The sequence below is a fragment of the Ureibacillus chungkukjangi genome (assembly GCF_044795995.1).
Classification (GTDB): domain Bacteria; phylum Bacillota; class Bacilli; order Bacillales_A; family Planococcaceae; genus Ureibacillus; species Ureibacillus chungkukjangi.
On sequence record NZ_CP085009.1, the window covers coordinates 485440 to 501390 of the forward strand.

The window sequence follows — 15951 nt, forward strand, 5'->3', positions numbered from 1 at the left end:
GGGATAGCATGAATAAAAGATTCAAAGAGAAAATAAAAGCAGCTTTTGGTGAAAGGGGTGAGCTGTGGCTTGAGCAATTCCCTGAGACACTTGAAGTAATTTGTTACAAGTGGGGGTTAACAGTAGAGGGAGAGCCTGCTAATTTATCGTATAACTATGTAGCATACGTAAAGGACGCCATGAATCGCTCGCTTGTTTTGAAAATCGGTATTCCAGGATATGATTTTTCAAATGAAATCAAGGCGACAAAAGAGTTTCAGGGAGAGGGCTTCGTAAAACTATATAACTATGACGAAAAGCTAGGATGCCTTTTACTTGAACGACTAACACCGGGTAAGATGCTAAAAGAGGTGGAAAAGGACGAGCAAATCGACATTTATTTGACGGTTTGGAACAGATTTAACAGGCAGTATTCAGAGGATTTACCTCATATACATAATTGGTTTAATGCATTGGTGAATCCTGTCTCGAACGATTTTGTAACAGACGAGCAAATCGAGACGGCACTTCTTTATAAAAAGGAAATTGAAGAGTCTTCTAGAGGGAATGTACACCTACATGGAGATTTGCATCATGAAAACATCCTGTTTGACGAGGAACAAGGCTGGGTTGCCATCGATCCAAAAGGGGTACAGGGAGACATCTACTACGATTACATCTCGTTTTTATTTAATGAAATAAATGGTGACTTAGTATTGCTGGAAACACGGCTGAAACAGATTACATCAAAACAAGCATTAGAAGAGCAACGATTAAGAAAAGCAGCCATCGCACTACTGACAGTACAAGTAATTTGGGCGGTAGAAGATGGAGCAGAGGAAGCACAGGAGATGAATGAGGTGTTGGCGTATTTGATGGGGAGCGTTTAGGAATTGTTTGTGTACCAGGTACACAAACAATTCTCACACAATTTACTTAACATTAAGTCTTTGACTTGCAAAATTCTTCTCTTTTGTAACAGGAACATGGTTTACTGCTTTTCCTAAACCGTATTTTGGCATATTGACATAAATTGATTCATAGTTGCCTTTACATATTTGATAGGTTTCATGGTAAATTCCTACAGCATCGTTGTTGCCTGCTTTTTGGTTGAATTTCTTCCATGCAGTTAAGTGTTTTTCATTTTTAGCATATGAAAGCAAATCATCTGTTGAGCGCCAATATTGAATCATGACGGTTGTTTTTAATCCGAAAAAGCTCTCCATAGATAAGAAGCCCAGTTCATCCTTATTTATATAAAGTTCTTTAATCATACCTGGCATAGCATTGAAAACTGGTAGCCATTTGTGAACTGCAAGTCGCTTGTTGATTCTCATTCCGATAATGAAAACGACAATATCGTCCGAATTATCAACAGTAAAACGCCCTGTATTAATTGGATTACCCATCTTAAACACCCCATTGAAAAATTTAATTAAGTGCAAATTCACATCAGTCAATTGCTGATTTGATTGTTCCCTTTCCTAATTCAACATAATAGTAAGTTGAATCCGCATCTTCTGCATTTTCTTGTAACATTTAATTCTATAATGATGGATAATAAAAGTAATGACAACGAAATTTTTGGAATTTACAATAAATTAAACCAAAAAGCATTTATATTAAAAATGAAAGAAATTCTAGATTTAAAAGGAGTTAAAAATGGAGCCAGCTATAAGAATTACAAAAATATGGGAGGATATTGATTTTTTTGAGCTTCGGTTTAATTTTAAAACAACTGCATGTTCACTGGACATTAACATCTATTCTAACAATGAGGAACTTAATAATTTAAGACAAGGTATTATTGGTTTTTCCCAATCGTTTGACGAGTTCACTTGGATAGCGGGAGAAGACAAAAGTGATGCAACGCATTTTTTATCCTTACGTCATTTTAAAATAAATTACAGAGGCTATGTAGGAGTAGAGGTGCTAGCCGACAATAAATTAGATTCACATGAAAGGATTAAAGCGAATTTCTGCATTGTAACTTTTGTCGGGCAATTGGATGATCTTTTGAGAAAGTTAGAAAGGCTTATAAATGGAGAAGTATTGGAGATAGAAGGGTTACTACCAGAGTAGGCTGCAGCAAATAGGGACTCGATTGAAGATATCTATCCACGATACAATGAATGGATTTTAGACTACAATCGTGAGAAAATTGATAGATTATTTAAGTAGTCGGTAGTGTACAAGAGCATTTACCAACACACAATTTCCCCTAAGCTAATTCCATGCGACAATTATGCCGAGATAGTATAATGATGGCGAAGGTATTAAATTGTATGGAAGGGAGCCGATTTTATGGCGCAATCGTTACAAGGAAAAGTTGCAATTATCACAGGTGGAGCAAGAGGGATTGGTAGAGCAACAGCAATCGCTTTAGCTAAAGAAGGCGTAACTGTGGGTTTAATTGCACGCTCTGAATCAGGCTTAAAAGAAGTGGCAACTCAAATCGAAGGCTTAGGCGTTAAAGTTGCCTATGCGATGGCGGATGTTTCATCTCAAGAACAGGTGGAAGTAGCTGTTACTCTACTAGCAAAAGAATTAGGCAATGCTGACATTTTAATCAATAATGCCGGAATTGCAACATTTGGCTCAGTTTTAGATATGGAGCCTGAAGAATGGAAAAAAATTGTTGATGTAAACTTAATGGGGACATATTATGTTACTCGTGCAGTTTTACCTCAATTATTAGATAAAGAAGCTGGTGACATCATCAATATCTCTTCAACAAGTGGCTTAAGTGGGGCGGCAACTTCAAGTGCTTATAGTGCATCGAAGTTCGGCGTTATCGGTTTTACTGAATCATTAGCACAAGAGGTTCGTCGCAATAATATTCGTGTATCTGCTTTAACACCAAGTACTGTAGCTACTGATCTAGCAGTAGAAACGAACCTAATTAAAGAAAACGATGAATCGAAAATGATGCAGCCAGAGGACATTGCTGAATTTATCGTTAATCAATTAAAGCTTAACCCACGTATCTACGTGAAAACGGCAGGATTTATTGCTACAAATCCTTTCTAAATTAAATTTTAAAGCCATCCCTCCATTTTAAATTGGAGAGCTGGCTTTTTTTAATCGCAATCTTCCTCTTCGCGTTCCCTTTTTATTTCTTCTATTCGTTTCATGTATTCCTTATGTTGCTTTTCCATATCCGACGTAGTGGGAAAGAAGGACTCCGGATTATAATCCACCCGTTTTCCATACCGAATCATTTCATAAATAATCATGCCATTGTTTGTTTTACCATTTATTGTAAACATCGGAATGATATCAAATAACATGAAATAGAACACATAAAAAACAAAGCGATCCCAGAAAACCTTGTATTCATCGAGCACTCCGTTGGCTATTAAAGCATTGATGAGAAGTGCGATGGCCAGGTTGAAAACAATGGGACTCGAGTAAATCAAAATATACGCAAGCTTACTATTACTTTTTAAATCATCATACGAAAACCAGCTATAAAAATGATAATATTTTCGGATATCGATAATTCCTAGTTTAATAACACGCGGGCCAGAACCGATTGTGATCCTAGGCTTAATAACCCCAAACATACCACTGACAATTAAGTAGCTCATCTCCCGAAGGAATAAAACAACAGGCAGGATGATAAATGCCGAAACAATAAGAGAAACAAGATTTGATAGTCCAAACATACATCAACACATCCTAATCAATTGCACGTAGATTAACCTCTAGATACCCAAAATGAATGTGATTAATCATAGAAAAATAGAAGAGGCTGGGACAAAACCCATCTCTGAAATGAAAAAGCCGGTGAAATTTTACAACAAGTAAAATTTCACCGGCTTTGATTATTTTTGAATAAAAAAATAAGGACCACTTCTGATAAAATTAAGTTACCACACAAAACCATATCGAAAGAAGGATCCTTATGTTTAAAAATTATAACATGAATCAAATCGTTTTGCCTTTAGAATTAGAAGTGAAATTACAAAAGAATGATATTGCCTTCCATGTTCATCATTTAGTTGAAAGTATACCCCACGAAGCGTTTGACCCATTTCTTCGAAACGAGGGTTGTCCTGCCTATCACCCTCGAATGATGCTTAAAATTATTTTATGTGCCTACACACAATCTGTATTTTCTGGGCGCAAAATTGAAGCCCTTTTAAAAGATAGTATCCGCATGATGTGGTTAGCTCAAGGCTATGAACCAAGCTACCGTACAATTAACCGATTCCGTGTTCAATCTGAAGTAAAAGATCTAATTCGCCAATGTTTCATCCAATTCCGTTGTCAATTAGTTGAAGAAAAACTAATCGATCAAGAAGCTATTTTTATCGATGGCACAAAGATTGAAGCGAACGCGAACAAGTTTACGTTCGTTTGGAAGAAATCGATTGAGAAGTATCATGAAAGTTTAATTGAAAAGTCAAACCAGCTATACAATGAACTGCTTGAGAATGAAATCATCCCTGAAATCGAACGTGAAAGCGATGAACAGTTATCGGTAGAAGAACTCGCTCAAATGGTTCAAAAAGTGGACGATATCGTAAGCGAATATGATAAGGAAATTGAAGCCTCATCAGATGTGCCAGAGCGAAAAAACTTACGAAGTGAACGGAAATATCCGAAACAAGTGCGTAAACAGTTGATTGATTTTGTCTTACGCAAACAAAAATATCTACGCGACCTTGAAATTTTCGGCACACGTAATAGCTATTCTAAAACTGATTTCGATGCGACATTTATGAGAATGAAAGATGATTATATGCAAAATGGACAATTGAAAGCTGGTTACAATGTACAAATCGCAACGGAAGGTCAATACGCACTTGCCTATAGTTTATTTTCTAACCCAACAGATACACGTACGTTAATTCCATTTTTAGACGAGATTGAAAAGCACTATTTTGAGCTACCGAAACATATTGTCGCAGATGCAGGGTATGGTAGTGAGCAAAACTATAATGATATCCTTTCGAACAGAAAACGAGAAGCACTCATTACGTATAACATGTATTTGAAGGAGCAAAAGAAGAAGTACAAACAAAATGAATTCCATCCAGACAACTGGAAGTATAATGAAGAAAACGATACATACAATTGCCCAAATCAGCAACACCTTGTATTTAAATATCATTCAGTACGTACAGATAAAGCTGGTTTCACAAGAAAGTTTAAAATCTACGAAAGTGAAGACTGTTCAGGATGCCCATTTCGTTCGTTATGTACGAAAGCAAAAGAAGGTAATAATCGAAAGTTAATGGTAAATGAGAAGTGGGAACAACAAAAAGAATATGTGAGAGCGAAGCTTTCAGAAGAGAAAACGAGTGCCATCTATCGAAAAAGAAAAATCGATGTGGAACCAGTTTTTGGATTCTTGAAGGCTAATTTGCGTTTCGCTCGATTTTCCGTTCGAGGAAAATCAAAGGTGGAAAACGAAATGGGTCTTGCATTAATGGCAGTGAATTTAAGAAAATTCACTGCCATTAACTAAGGTAATAGTAGAATTGAAACGACAAAATTGAGAAAGGTGAATTTGAGCGTACTCAAATTCACCTTTCTCTTTATTTGAAGCTAGTTATGTCCCAGCCTCTTCTGAATTGTACCGGTGCCAGGTACATAAACAACTCTTACACGATTCTGAATATTGAAGTTGGGGTAGTTTATTAATAAAAATTGGAATAGGAGTCAGGGAATTAGGAAATTCTAAATTGACGTGACACCGAAAAGTGTCCTATAATAATAACACTAAATGGTGTCCAATTATTAAGGGGATGTTGCTTTTGAAAGGGAAAAATCAAGAGCGTGATGTTTTTGTAGCGATAGCTGACCCAACGAGACGTGAATTGCTGCGTTTGTTGGCAGACGCAGAAGAGCTGCCTCTTCACGAATTGACCCCTCATTTTCAAATGGGGCGTACTGCTGTTTCAAAGCATTTGGCTATACTAAAAGAGGCTGGTGTGGTTTCTGACCGTAAAGTTGGTAGAGAAACAAGGTATCGACTAAATGCAGCTCCCCTGCAGGAAGTTAAAGATTGGGTATCCTTTTACGAGGAACTTTGGATTGATAGAGTGACACTTCTAAAAAACTTATTAGAGGAGGAATAATAAATGGCAGAATTATCATTAGATTTTCAGTTTAATAATCCTATTAACAAGGTCTGGGATGCATTAACAGATTCAGAAACGCTAGCAAAATGGATTATGGAAAATGACTTTAAACCGATCGTGGGTCATAAATGCCAGTTTAGAAATCCACAGTGGAATTTAATCGTCGATAGTGAAGTATTAGTTGTGGACGAGCCTAATAAGCTATCATACACTTGGGTAGGTGGACCGATTAACACGATCGTTACCTGGACACTAAGAGAAGAAAATGGAACAACTTACTTACATCTTGAACAAACAGGATTCGAACAGGAAGACCAAGCGTTCAATGGTGCGAAATACGGTTGGGCGAATATGGTTGAAGAGCTTAAAAAAGTTATTGGGTAAATGTAGGATTCCTTTGAACCTGCATCGTTAAATAAGCAAACGTTTTAGTAAAGTGCTAAGTCGTTTGCTTTTTAATTGTGTGAGAATTGTTTATGTACCTGGTACACAAAAGAATGGAGAGGTTAGCCGATGAAAATCAATCATTTAATTGCCAATAATATTAATCGTTTAGATGCCTTCTTGCCGGAAGATCAGTCTTTAGGAATTGCTGGTTTGTCTGGGTCTGGTAAAACAACTTTTTGTCAAACGATTGGTGAAGAATCCAAGAAGCGCCTAGTTTCCTTATTGCCTAAGGCCGAATATCAATATTTGTTTCCTAATATTATGGAAACGAATTTCAGTGCCATTAAAATGGAAGAAATGCCTTTAGTGCTTTTTCTAGGAAAATCATCAATATCTTCTAATCCACGTTCAACAATCGGTACCCATACGGGAGTGTTTACTGAGATTCGTACCTGTCTTGCTGAAAAATATAATCTATCTCCAGAGGTATTTTCCTTTAATAATGAATTAGGTTGGTGCCCTTCATGTAAAGGGCGGGGTACGACCAAAAATGTTGAATGTAAAAAGTGTGCAGGCAGACGTTATAACTCGGAAGTTTTGCAATATACCATAGAGCTATCGAAGCGACCACATAGTATTTCCGATATTAACGAATTGAGTATTGAATCCATTCTTTCACTAGCTGAAGAGTTACATATTAGTGAAGCAAAGCAACATATTCTTCAAAATATCATTAATATGAATATAGGCTACCTAACCTTAAATCGCATAATGGGTACATTATCAGGTGGTGAGATTACAAGACTTTACCTGGCAGAATTCATGGCGGCGAGTGAAAATACAGTAATCATCATTGATGAGATCTCTGTTGGACTTGATCACGAAACACTCGTGCAAATTTTAGAGCAAATTAAACATTTAGGCTATAAAAATCAGGTTTGGCTTATAGACCATTCTGATACAGTACTCGATACAACGGATAACCAGCTGTTTTTTGGACCAGGTAGTGGTAAGTATGGCGGTAAAATTGTAGAAAAATCACCTCGTCCTGCACCAATCCATTGCGAACGAAATCAAACAGAGCCAGCAGAATACTATGAATTCCATGATTTGTATTGCCGTAATATTCAAATATCTGAATTTCAAATACCTAAAAATAGACTTGTAACTGTTACTGGTGAGTCTGGCTGTGGAAAATCTACACTAGTAAATGAATGTATAGTGAAGAATTTTCTAAAGAGATATCCAAAAGATAAACTCGTGATGGTAGGACAGGATCGAAATCAATCCATTACAAGTCGGTCAACTGTTGCGACCTTCCTTGATATTAAAAAGAAACTGACAAAATATAGTGAAGACATTGATGATATTTTCCAGCGATCGATTGAAGATATTATCGATGAAATTCCAAACGAAGACATTGTTCATAAACGTCTAAGTCTTTTAATCAAGCTTGGTCTAGGTTATTTGACATTAGAAAGAAAGACGCAAACGTTATCAACCGGTGAATTCCAATGTGTGCATTTAGTGTCCGAGTTGTTTACCAACTCAAGAAACCCACATACGCTATTTATTTTTGACGAGCCATCAAAGGGTTTATCACAAAATATTTTAAACCAAATCATTGATAGCATTAGAGGCATTTTGAAAGACGAATCAGTATCGATTATTATGATTGAACATAATGCATATATGCTGGAAAGCTCTGATTTTATCGTTGATTTTGGTAAGAGAAGAATTGGAGCTGTGGAGCATCTAGATATTGTCAGCTATGAAGATTACTATCGACTTAAAAATAGGGATGATATCGGTGTTCCTTCGCCTATTTCTTCCAAACTTAAGCAGCAAATTGGTATTAATTATTTAAAAGAAAATCATATCGACTATTTTAAAAATGCGGAAAACATCTATAAGGGCGGCATTTTAAAAAGCTTATCATCAATGGCACGGCTTATTTACAGTGAATATGATTCTAATACGATTGCTCCAGTCATTGCAATTGATTTAGAGAGACATTTGTATAGTCAGTATAGCTTCCTCTATGAAATGGGTGGCGTGATTAACCATATTATTGCATCTCATCCAGTCAACAAGGATACAAGAAGCTTTGATTTCTTTTCTCAGGACAATCATTGTCCATCCTGCTCAGGGCGTCTCGAAATTCAAATCTTTGATAAAGAATTGATTATCCAAAACAAAAATGTTCCGTTCTGGGAGGGGCTATTCCATCCAGATGTTATGGAAGTTCTAAAGTTTTATCAATATTCAAAGCTAGAGTTTCTATTTGAAGAAATTAAGAATGAACTAGGGCATGACCTGACGAAAAGCTATAATGAAATGTCTGAGGAAGAAAAGCATACATTTTGGTACGGGTATTTTGATCAGTCATTTTATGATAAGAAAAGCAAGGCACGTAGAACTTGGGTAGGGTTTAATACGATTATCGGGACCTACATGTTCATTTCGAAGTCGGCTATTAAGGAACAAATGAAAGTATCAAAAGAAATGATTATGTGTCCAATTTGTCAGGGAACCGTGCTAAACCATCAAAAACGTCTAGAGTATGGTGACACAGATATTCGCGAAATTATTCATCAGCCACTTAGTGAAGTGATAAAAACAGTCGGGGAATTACCAGAACTTGTAAATTTAAAATCGGTTGTTGGCGGTGATATGACCTTGACGCAAGATGTCTCACTATTACCTAGAGAAACACAGGTTGCGCTAAAATTGCTTGAGCTAGAACTAGCAAGCTTTTCGGGTTATGAAATGGTCTTGCAAAATGTTTTACCATTCTGGGACAAAATCAAACACAGTATTGAATCTATTAGCGAAAATAATCAAGTGACCATCTGTGATTTTCCGGATATCAATGAAACAAGAGAAACCATCATAGATAAGTATTTCACGAATGGAAAATACAAAAAACTAACCTATGTTTACGAGGCATTTGGTTACAAAAAATTAGTAACCGAAATAAATAAAATTAAAAAAAGCCATCCGTGTCCATTCTGTAAAGGGAAGAAAGTGATCTCTGAGGATAACCTCCATGATGGCGTGTTTAAATTGACAATTCCTTGTGTAAGTTGCGAGGCAAGTGGGATTAATGAAGAAGGGCGAAAGGAAATCGTCGAAGGCATAGACGTACAAACATGGCTATCTGGCAAAGTTTGTGATGTTGTGCATGAAGCTCAGGGAACTGTTGCAGCTATCCCTATTTTCAATCGTATTCGAGAGCTGAATAAACGAGATATGATGGCGGTTTACCAAAGTCTTGAAGAGAATAATTAGGAGAATTGTGTGTGTACCAGGTACACACACAATTCTGAATAGTACGGGTGTCAGGTACACACACAATTCCAGAACAATTCAGAATAATGGAAGGCCAGGTTCACACGTGCTCTTTTAGGTGTGGACCTGGCCTGTTTTTTTAGTTTTCCCGCAATAATGGTAATGTACAGCAGCGGAAGGAGCCGCCGGATTTGATGATTTCTGAAAAGTCGATTTCGATGACCTCAAAGCCTCGTTTTCGAAGTTGGTCGTTAACATTGTTATTAATCGGCAGGCTGATGATGCGTTTGTTGCCGATACTTAGCACATTGGTGCCTAATTGAAATTGCTCTAGCTCTGAAACACTAATCAAATCATAGCGTGAAGCAAAGAGGTCGATTTCTTTTTTTGTCAAACCGTCTGGATAAATAATTGCCACATCGGGCGAGACGACATTAAAGACACAGTCTAGATGCAAATACTTCTCCTTGAACGGAATCGTAATCACATTCAAATTACTATAAAGACGCTGCAGGTGATCCGCCACCTTTTGGGTAGTGCGACTACTTAGACCAACATAAACGGTATCCTGGTCAATAATTACATCGCCGCCTTCAATTTTTTCCTTCACCAAATTAAAATAAGAGATTTCTTCATCCTCCAGCCACTGCTTCAAAACGTTCTCCTCACCAGAACGAGCATCAGTAGCCATATTCGCCACAAAAATGGTTTCGCCTATTGTAAAGCCAATATCCCTTGTAAAAACCTGCTCAGGATATTTTTTATGATACGGTAAAAAAACAACATCGATATCGTACTTTTTAAGTGTATTTACAAACTCTTCGTGCTGCTGCAAGGCCCGTTCGATATGAAGCCCTTGCTTCTTAAAGTGTTCCTGCGTACTATTGATGACCTGCCGAATCGTCATATATTGAGGCTGACAAAGAACTACCCGTTTTAATGTGTCATACTCACTCCTACAAAAAACTTTGTTTGTGTTTGTATGTTCCTTCATTAATCCCCATCCTATTCCTTTACTTTGTATTAGTTTCTCCTATTGTTAATGGATTTTATCCGCTGAAATTAGTACTTTATCCGCCAGTTTTGTTGATATTTCCGCCAATTTTTCGAAGATATCCGCCAAGTTGCACATTATATCCGCCAAGCAAATGTTATCTGAAAAAACAGAAAGTTATAAGCGGATGCTAGATCAGATATGTTATATTTAGAGATATTAATAATCTAGTAATTTTTCGGGATGGAGGCTGTTTTATGAATATTGTAGTATTTGGTGCAGGAGCGCTAGGGGTTTACTTTGGGGGAAGGCTGCTTGAGGTCGGTCAAAATGTTTCTTTTTTTGTGAGAGAAAAACGTGCACAGCAGCTGAAAAATGAAGGGCTGAAAATCAGCAGTCCAGAAGGTGACTTTGAAAGGAAAGACATCACAACTTATACGTCACCTGAACAAGTGAAAAATGCAGATTTAATTATACTCACTGTCAAAGGCTATCATCTCGATTCAGTTATTCCGCAAATTCAAACGATTGCACAGCAAACTGGTGCTGTCGTTCTACCTTTACTAAATGGAATTGAGCATATCGAAAAGCTACAGCAGGTAGTTGGTGAAGATAAGGTAATGGGCGGGCTTGCCACAATTGTTGCAACCTTAAATGAACAAGGTCATGTCGAGCATACGAATCCAACCAGTATTTTAAAATACGGAGCGCTTCACAGTGAACAAACGCCACTCTGTAATGAAATCGAAGAAATCCAACAACAGCTGAAATCCAATTTCATAAGAGAAGAAAACATCCTAAAACACCTCTGGATTAAGTATGCATTCATCACAGCGCTCTCTGGTATCACTTCAGCAATGCAATTACCATCAGGCTTTATCTCAGATACACCTGCGACTCTTAATGTAGCAAAAAACGTCATCCATGAAATGAGCTTGCTTGCCGAAAAAGAGGGGGTTCATCTAACAGATAGTGAAGTAGAAGGTGTCGTAAATATGCTACTTGGCTTCAAAAAAGAGGCAACGTCCTCCATGCATCAAGATCTAAGAAAGGGTCTCCCAATCGAACTCGAGCATTTGCAGGGTGGGGCACTGCGGTTGGCTACAAAGCATGATGTCTCGATTCCGGTTATCGAGACGCTTTATGGCATCCTGAAACCATATGAATTGGGCAGAGTGAAAAACTGAAGCAATCTTTAAATAGAAAAAAGGCTTACACAATTAAGCCTTTTTTTATCATGTGCGAATTTTTATATGTCTGACATGATTAAATGAATACCTTCTTACGAATCATAAATTCCGCTATAAGTAGATTAAGAGGCCAGCTTAACCAGACTGCTATTGTGTAGGAATTTTCATAAGCAAAATTCATAAGATTATGTGCACTAACTACAATTACATAGATTGTCATGTTGGCAAAGGAAAGAAAGAAACTCCTGGTAATCCATTGGCTATGCAGTATAACTTTTTTTCTTTTAATGTAATAAAAGCCGAGAAGTGTTGTTCCTAGCCATAATGTATTTAAAATAAGAAATCCTATAACACTTATCCATCCTCCCGTTGCAAAGAACGAGACATAGACACCAGGAATGAAATTTAAAAGGATGGACAATACATATAATCTCCCGTTCCATCGGTGAAAGCTTCTTGATTTATCTCGAAGTGCTTTAATAATTCCTAGTGGCCCGGTAATAAGCGAAATAATCGCAAGTAAGATATGAATACGAATCATCAAAATCCATAAACGTTCATCTGTAAGAATTTGGTCCTTCCTAGAAATAAATTTTTCAAAAGAAGGGTCAACTATATAATTCTTTGAAAATGTGTGTAATACCCACATCATTGAGATGACTAATAATATTATTCCTATTTTTTGTTTCATAAAGTGAAATCCTCCGATAATGCTTAGGGAAAGAAGCTGCGATTGCTCTTATAAATGTAGCCTTTATCCTATCTATAATATGCGATGGCCACTTAATTTTGAGGCAGGAAGCATACCAGCCTTTGCTTCACCAGTCATGTTATTCCCGTCTACGTTAACTGTAAATTTTAAAGTAAGACGCATAGGCTTAGTTACCTTCATGGACCATTTTAATTGATTGCCTTCTTGAACCGGATGATTTAAAGGGACAATTTCATTTCCTTGCTTAGCAGTTCCTACAATTCGTCCATCCTCAGAGACCAAATCAAGTAAAACGGAAAGTTTTCCGATAGGAGTAGCAATGGTCGTATCCCATTTACCTAGAACATCAACAATCCTATGAATTTGCACCATGCTAGCATTGCTTGACTCTTCCTCTGGCACTTCTTGTTGTGTTACTTTCGGCACGCTTCCTTCAGCCTTCCAAACAGTGCCTCTACGTTCGTATTCAAATAGCTTTTCTACCTCATGTGCTATACGAGGACCTAATTCTCGTTCAACTAAATACAGGGCAACATCAAGTCCTGATGGCACACCGCCACCCGTTACAAGATCACCGTCATCAACAATACGAGCCTGAATAGGAATAGCATTTGTGGCACTCAATAGCCCCATCCCCATATGATGTGTCACAGCATGACGTCCTTCTAATAAACCATCCATTGCTAGAATGAGAGAACCGCCACACACAGTTGAAAGTAATATATCGGGCTTTTGAAGGGCTTCTTTTAATAGATTACTTAATTCCGTTTCGGTTGCATTTTTTAGCTTCACAGGTACCGAATCTGGTCCGTTGCCATCAACAGAACCTGAGGCACCTGGAACAAGAATGATTCCTTTATAGTTAAGGTCGAGTTTTTCACTTGCTTGTATTTTTAAATCATTTACGCCACTAGGCACCATTCGTGCACCTTCAGCAGACACGAGCTTAACGGTAATTGCCTCATTTGTATACATGGCAGCAGCAGTAAACACCTCATAAGGGGCAATCGCATCTAATAAATCAAATCCGTCAAACAATACTATTTGGATGTGCATTTTTACTCCTCCATCTAAGCTTTTTAATAGTGGGGTGAAACCTAATGACCACTCTATTAATGAAGAATATCCCTTTAATATCTCAAAGGGTGGTACAAAACAATCACAAAAGTATCACAATCCAGTGTTCACCGTTAACTTGAATGAAAAAATGATAAACTAAGGTTGAAATTTTAAAGAGAATCATCTAAAGAAGGGTGGGATTTTCGTGAAGGAAGTACATACGATTCTAGTTGTGGATGATGACATTAGCATTGTGGAATTAATGAGGGATTTTTTAGAGAACGATGGCTTTTCTGTGAAAACAGCTTTTAATACTACCGAGACTCTTGCCGAGTTAAATAAAAATACAATAGATTGCATCGTGCTTGATGTTATGATGCCAGGACAAAACGGGTTTGAGCTATGTCGACAAATTCGCATGACAAACAATGTGCCGATCCTATTTTTGAGTGCTTTAAGTGATGATGTGGACAAGATTCGAGGCCTAGCACTTGGAGGAGATGATTATATTGTCAAAACCGCATCGCCAGGAGAAATTGTAGCAAGAGTAAAGGCAGTTTTACGGCGTTCTAATACCTTGCAGGCCCCACAAAGTAAGGTGCTGGATTACGGGTGACTTGAGCTGGATTTAACTACAAGGGAAGTGCTTATAGAAGGGCAGTCCATCTCACTTACACCAAAAGAGTACGAATTGTTGCTATTGTTTGCAAAACATCCCAAGCAAGTTTTTACATATGACCAATTACTTGAAAAGTTTTGGGAAGGAATCGGTGACAAGCATACCATTCGTGTCCATCTAAGCAGGCTGAGGGAGAAAATTGAAGCTGATCCAAATGATCCGCAATTGATAGTGAACATATGGGGTGTTGGCTATCGTTTCAAAGGAGAATAAGATGAAAACCATTCGAATTCGTAAGTTCACCGTTCTCTGTTTATTTATCCTCCTACTTTTTCCTTGGATATTTTATGTAGGGGCGCATTTTGCTGAAACCAAATCCTTCAATTTTGATATGGATGAAGCACAGCAACTGGATTTGGAAGCAACGAAGGATCTAATTGAAAAAAAAGCTGATAAATGGACTGATCCGGATTGGCAGCATCAATTTAAAAGACAGATAGAACAAATGAATATGGAAGTATCCATTTTGACAGAAGGAGATCAGGTAATTTTACAAACGGACGCTAATCGTGAGCCTTCATTTTCGAGAAAAGAGCAGTTCTCGATTGTACAGGACGGGAAAGTACTAGGAAGGGTAGCAATCTATCAAGCTGATTCAAAAACCACTCAAATCGTAGCGATAATTATAGGGGTTATAGTGGCGTTTTTGATTGTTGCTTATGCCATTCGAAAATATATTCTCATTCCTCTGGAGAAAATGGGTCGCTCTGCGCGGCAAATTGCAGAAGGAGATTTGGATATCCAGTTACCTTCCTCTCGAATTTTTGAAATTGCGGAAGTCCATGATGGATTTAGGGTTATGGTAGATAGTTTAAAAAAATCCGTTCAAAAGCAAATCCAATTGGAGGATGAACGACGTTTTGTAATTGCTGCTGTTGCACATGATTTACGGACACCTCTCTTTGCTTTGCGGGGTTATTTAAACGGGCTGAAGCAGGGCATTGCAGGTACTCCTGAAAAACAGGCGAAATATCTGGCAGTTTGTATAGAGAAGTCAGCGCAATTGGACCGACTAGTAGAGGAGCTTTTCACGTTTGCAAAGACGGAGTATCAGGAAGTGGGGCTGAACACTACTATAGTTGACCTGAGGCTTATTTTGAAGAAATCAATTGATAGCCTTAATCCACAAGCTCTAGAAAGGAATATCACGGTTATTGCTGAAGGCTTGGAAAAGGGCTGCATGGTGAAAGGGGACCCACATTTATTAGAGAGGGCCATGAATAACTTAATCGATAATGCGGTCAGGCATACACCTACTAATGGCCAAATTATAATTAAGTGCAAGAAGGATGAAGAGCTTGTTACCTTCTCAATTCAAGATACAGGAAGGGGCTTTTCTTCAGAGGATCTCCCAAAAGTGTTCGAACCATTATATAGGGGAGATGCATCAAGAAATCGTTCAACAGGTGGGGCTGGATTAGGCTTAACTATTTCACAACGTGTTATTCGACAGCATGGCGGGGAACTGGTTGCAGGGAATGCCTCAGAAGGTGGTGCAATGATTACAGGGCAGGTCCCGTTGGCTAAAACCGGAAATTGAGTTCTAATTATAAAGTGCTAATAATAGC

General features: G+C 37.8%; 14 protein-coding genes and 2 pseudogenes. 11 read left to right on the forward strand and 5 right to left on the reverse strand.

Annotation, left to right across the window (positions count from 1 at the left end; all coding sequences use genetic code 11):
• The first annotated feature begins 8 nt into the window (after positions 1-8).
• On the forward strand, positions 9-869 hold the full coding sequence (locus LG296_RS02460) for an aminoglycoside phosphotransferase family protein (protein WP_404427369.1): 861 nt from the start codon (positions 9-11) through the stop codon (positions 867-869).
• Between the two features lie 42 nt (positions 870-911).
• On the opposite strand, the gene LG296_RS02465 is transcribed toward LG296_RS02460, so the two are convergent.
• A complete protein-coding gene (locus tag LG296_RS02465; RefSeq protein WP_404427370.1) occupies positions 912-1388 on the reverse strand; it encodes a DUF4188 domain-containing protein in 477 nt (158 codons plus the stop codon).
• Positions 1389-1641: 253 nt separating this feature from the next.
• On the opposite strand from LG296_RS02465, the gene LG296_RS02470 reads away from it, so the two are divergent.
• From LG296_RS02470 to LG296_RS02480, 3 genes and pseudogenes are all read left to right on the forward strand, one after another.
• The gene (locus LG296_RS02470) at positions 1642-2061 is read left to right on the forward strand and encodes a hypothetical protein (protein ID WP_404427371.1); all 420 of its coding nucleotides are present in this window, start codon (positions 1642-1644) and stop codon (positions 2059-2061) included.
• A 15-nt stretch (positions 2062-2076) separates the two neighbouring features.
• Positions 2077-2160: pseudogene (locus LG296_RS02475) on the forward strand (DUF3885 domain-containing protein); the annotation flags it as partial.
• Between the two features lie 123 nt (positions 2161-2283).
• Positions 2284-3009 (forward strand): 3-ketoacyl-ACP reductase, encoded by a 726-nt coding sequence (locus tag LG296_RS02480; protein WP_251400845.1) that lies wholly within the window; start codon positions 2284-2286, stop codon positions 3007-3009.
• A 50-nt stretch (positions 3010-3059) separates the two neighbouring features.
• Here LG296_RS02480 and LG296_RS02485 read toward each other — a convergent pair whose 3' ends face one another.
• Positions 3060-3647, reverse strand: coding sequence for a hypothetical protein (locus LG296_RS02485; RefSeq protein WP_404427372.1), 588 nt, complete (start codon positions 3645-3647; stop codon positions 3060-3062).
• Positions 3648-3886: 239 nt separating this feature from the next.
• On the opposite strand from LG296_RS02485, the gene LG296_RS02490 reads away from it, so the two are divergent.
• The 4 genes from LG296_RS02490 to LG296_RS02505 all read left to right on the forward strand — a co-directional run bounded on the left by LG296_RS02490 (position 3887) and on the right by LG296_RS02505 (position 9749).
• Positions 3887-5455 carry an IS1182 family transposase gene (locus tag LG296_RS02490; RefSeq protein WP_404427373.1) on the forward strand — a complete coding sequence of 523 codons (1569 nt, stop codon included), beginning with the start codon at positions 3887-3889 and terminating at the stop codon, positions 5453-5455.
• A gap of 280 nt (positions 5456-5735) precedes the next feature.
• Positions 5736-6068 carry an ArsR/SmtB family transcription factor gene (locus tag LG296_RS02495; protein ID WP_404427374.1) on the forward strand — a complete coding sequence of 111 codons (333 nt, stop codon included), beginning with the start codon at positions 5736-5738 and terminating at the stop codon, positions 6066-6068.
• Between the two features lie 3 nt (positions 6069-6071).
• Positions 6072-6455: an SRPBCC domain-containing protein gene (locus tag LG296_RS02500; RefSeq protein ID WP_251400848.1), complete on the forward strand. Its 384-nt coding sequence runs from the start codon at positions 6072-6074 to the stop codon at positions 6453-6455.
• Positions 6456-6584: 129 nt separating this feature from the next.
• The gene (locus LG296_RS02505) at positions 6585-9749 is read left to right on the forward strand and encodes an ATP-binding cassette domain-containing protein (RefSeq protein ID WP_404427375.1); all 3165 of its coding nucleotides are present in this window, start codon (positions 6585-6587) and stop codon (positions 9747-9749) included.
• A 139-nt stretch (positions 9750-9888) separates the two neighbouring features.
• Here LG296_RS02505 and LG296_RS02510 read toward each other — a convergent pair whose 3' ends face one another.
• Entirely contained in the window at positions 9889-10743 is an 855-nt protein-coding gene (locus tag LG296_RS02510; RefSeq protein ID WP_404427376.1) for a dimethylarginine dimethylaminohydrolase family protein, read from the reverse strand.
• Positions 10744-11000: 257 nt separating this feature from the next.
• Here LG296_RS02510 and LG296_RS02515 point away from each other — a divergent pair, with 257 nt between their 5' ends.
• A complete protein-coding gene (locus tag LG296_RS02515) occupies positions 11001-11930 on the forward strand; it encodes a ketopantoate reductase family protein (RefSeq protein ID WP_404427377.1) in 930 nt (309 codons plus the stop codon).
• 79 nt (positions 11931-12009) lie between these two features.
• Here the strand turns inward: LG296_RS02515 and LG296_RS02520 are convergent, their stop codons facing one another.
• On the reverse strand, positions 12010-12624 hold the full coding sequence (locus tag LG296_RS02520; protein ID WP_404427378.1) for a DUF2306 domain-containing protein: 615 nt from the start codon (positions 12622-12624) through the stop codon (positions 12010-12012).
• Between the two features lie 72 nt (positions 12625-12696).
• Positions 12697-13701, reverse strand: coding sequence for a DJ-1/PfpI family protein (locus LG296_RS02525; RefSeq protein WP_404427379.1), 1005 nt, complete (start codon positions 13699-13701; stop codon positions 12697-12699).
• A gap of 208 nt (positions 13702-13909) precedes the next feature.
• On the opposite strand from LG296_RS02525, the pseudogene LG296_RS02530 reads away from it, so the two are divergent.
• Positions 13910-14596 (forward strand): annotated as a pseudogene (locus tag LG296_RS02530) (response regulator transcription factor).
• A gap of 1 nt (position 14597) precedes the next feature.
• Positions 14598-15923, forward strand: a complete 1326-nt coding sequence (locus tag LG296_RS02535) for a sensor histidine kinase (RefSeq protein ID WP_404427380.1) — start codon at positions 14598-14600, stop codon at positions 15921-15923.
• Positions 15924-15951: the final 28 nt, after the last annotated feature.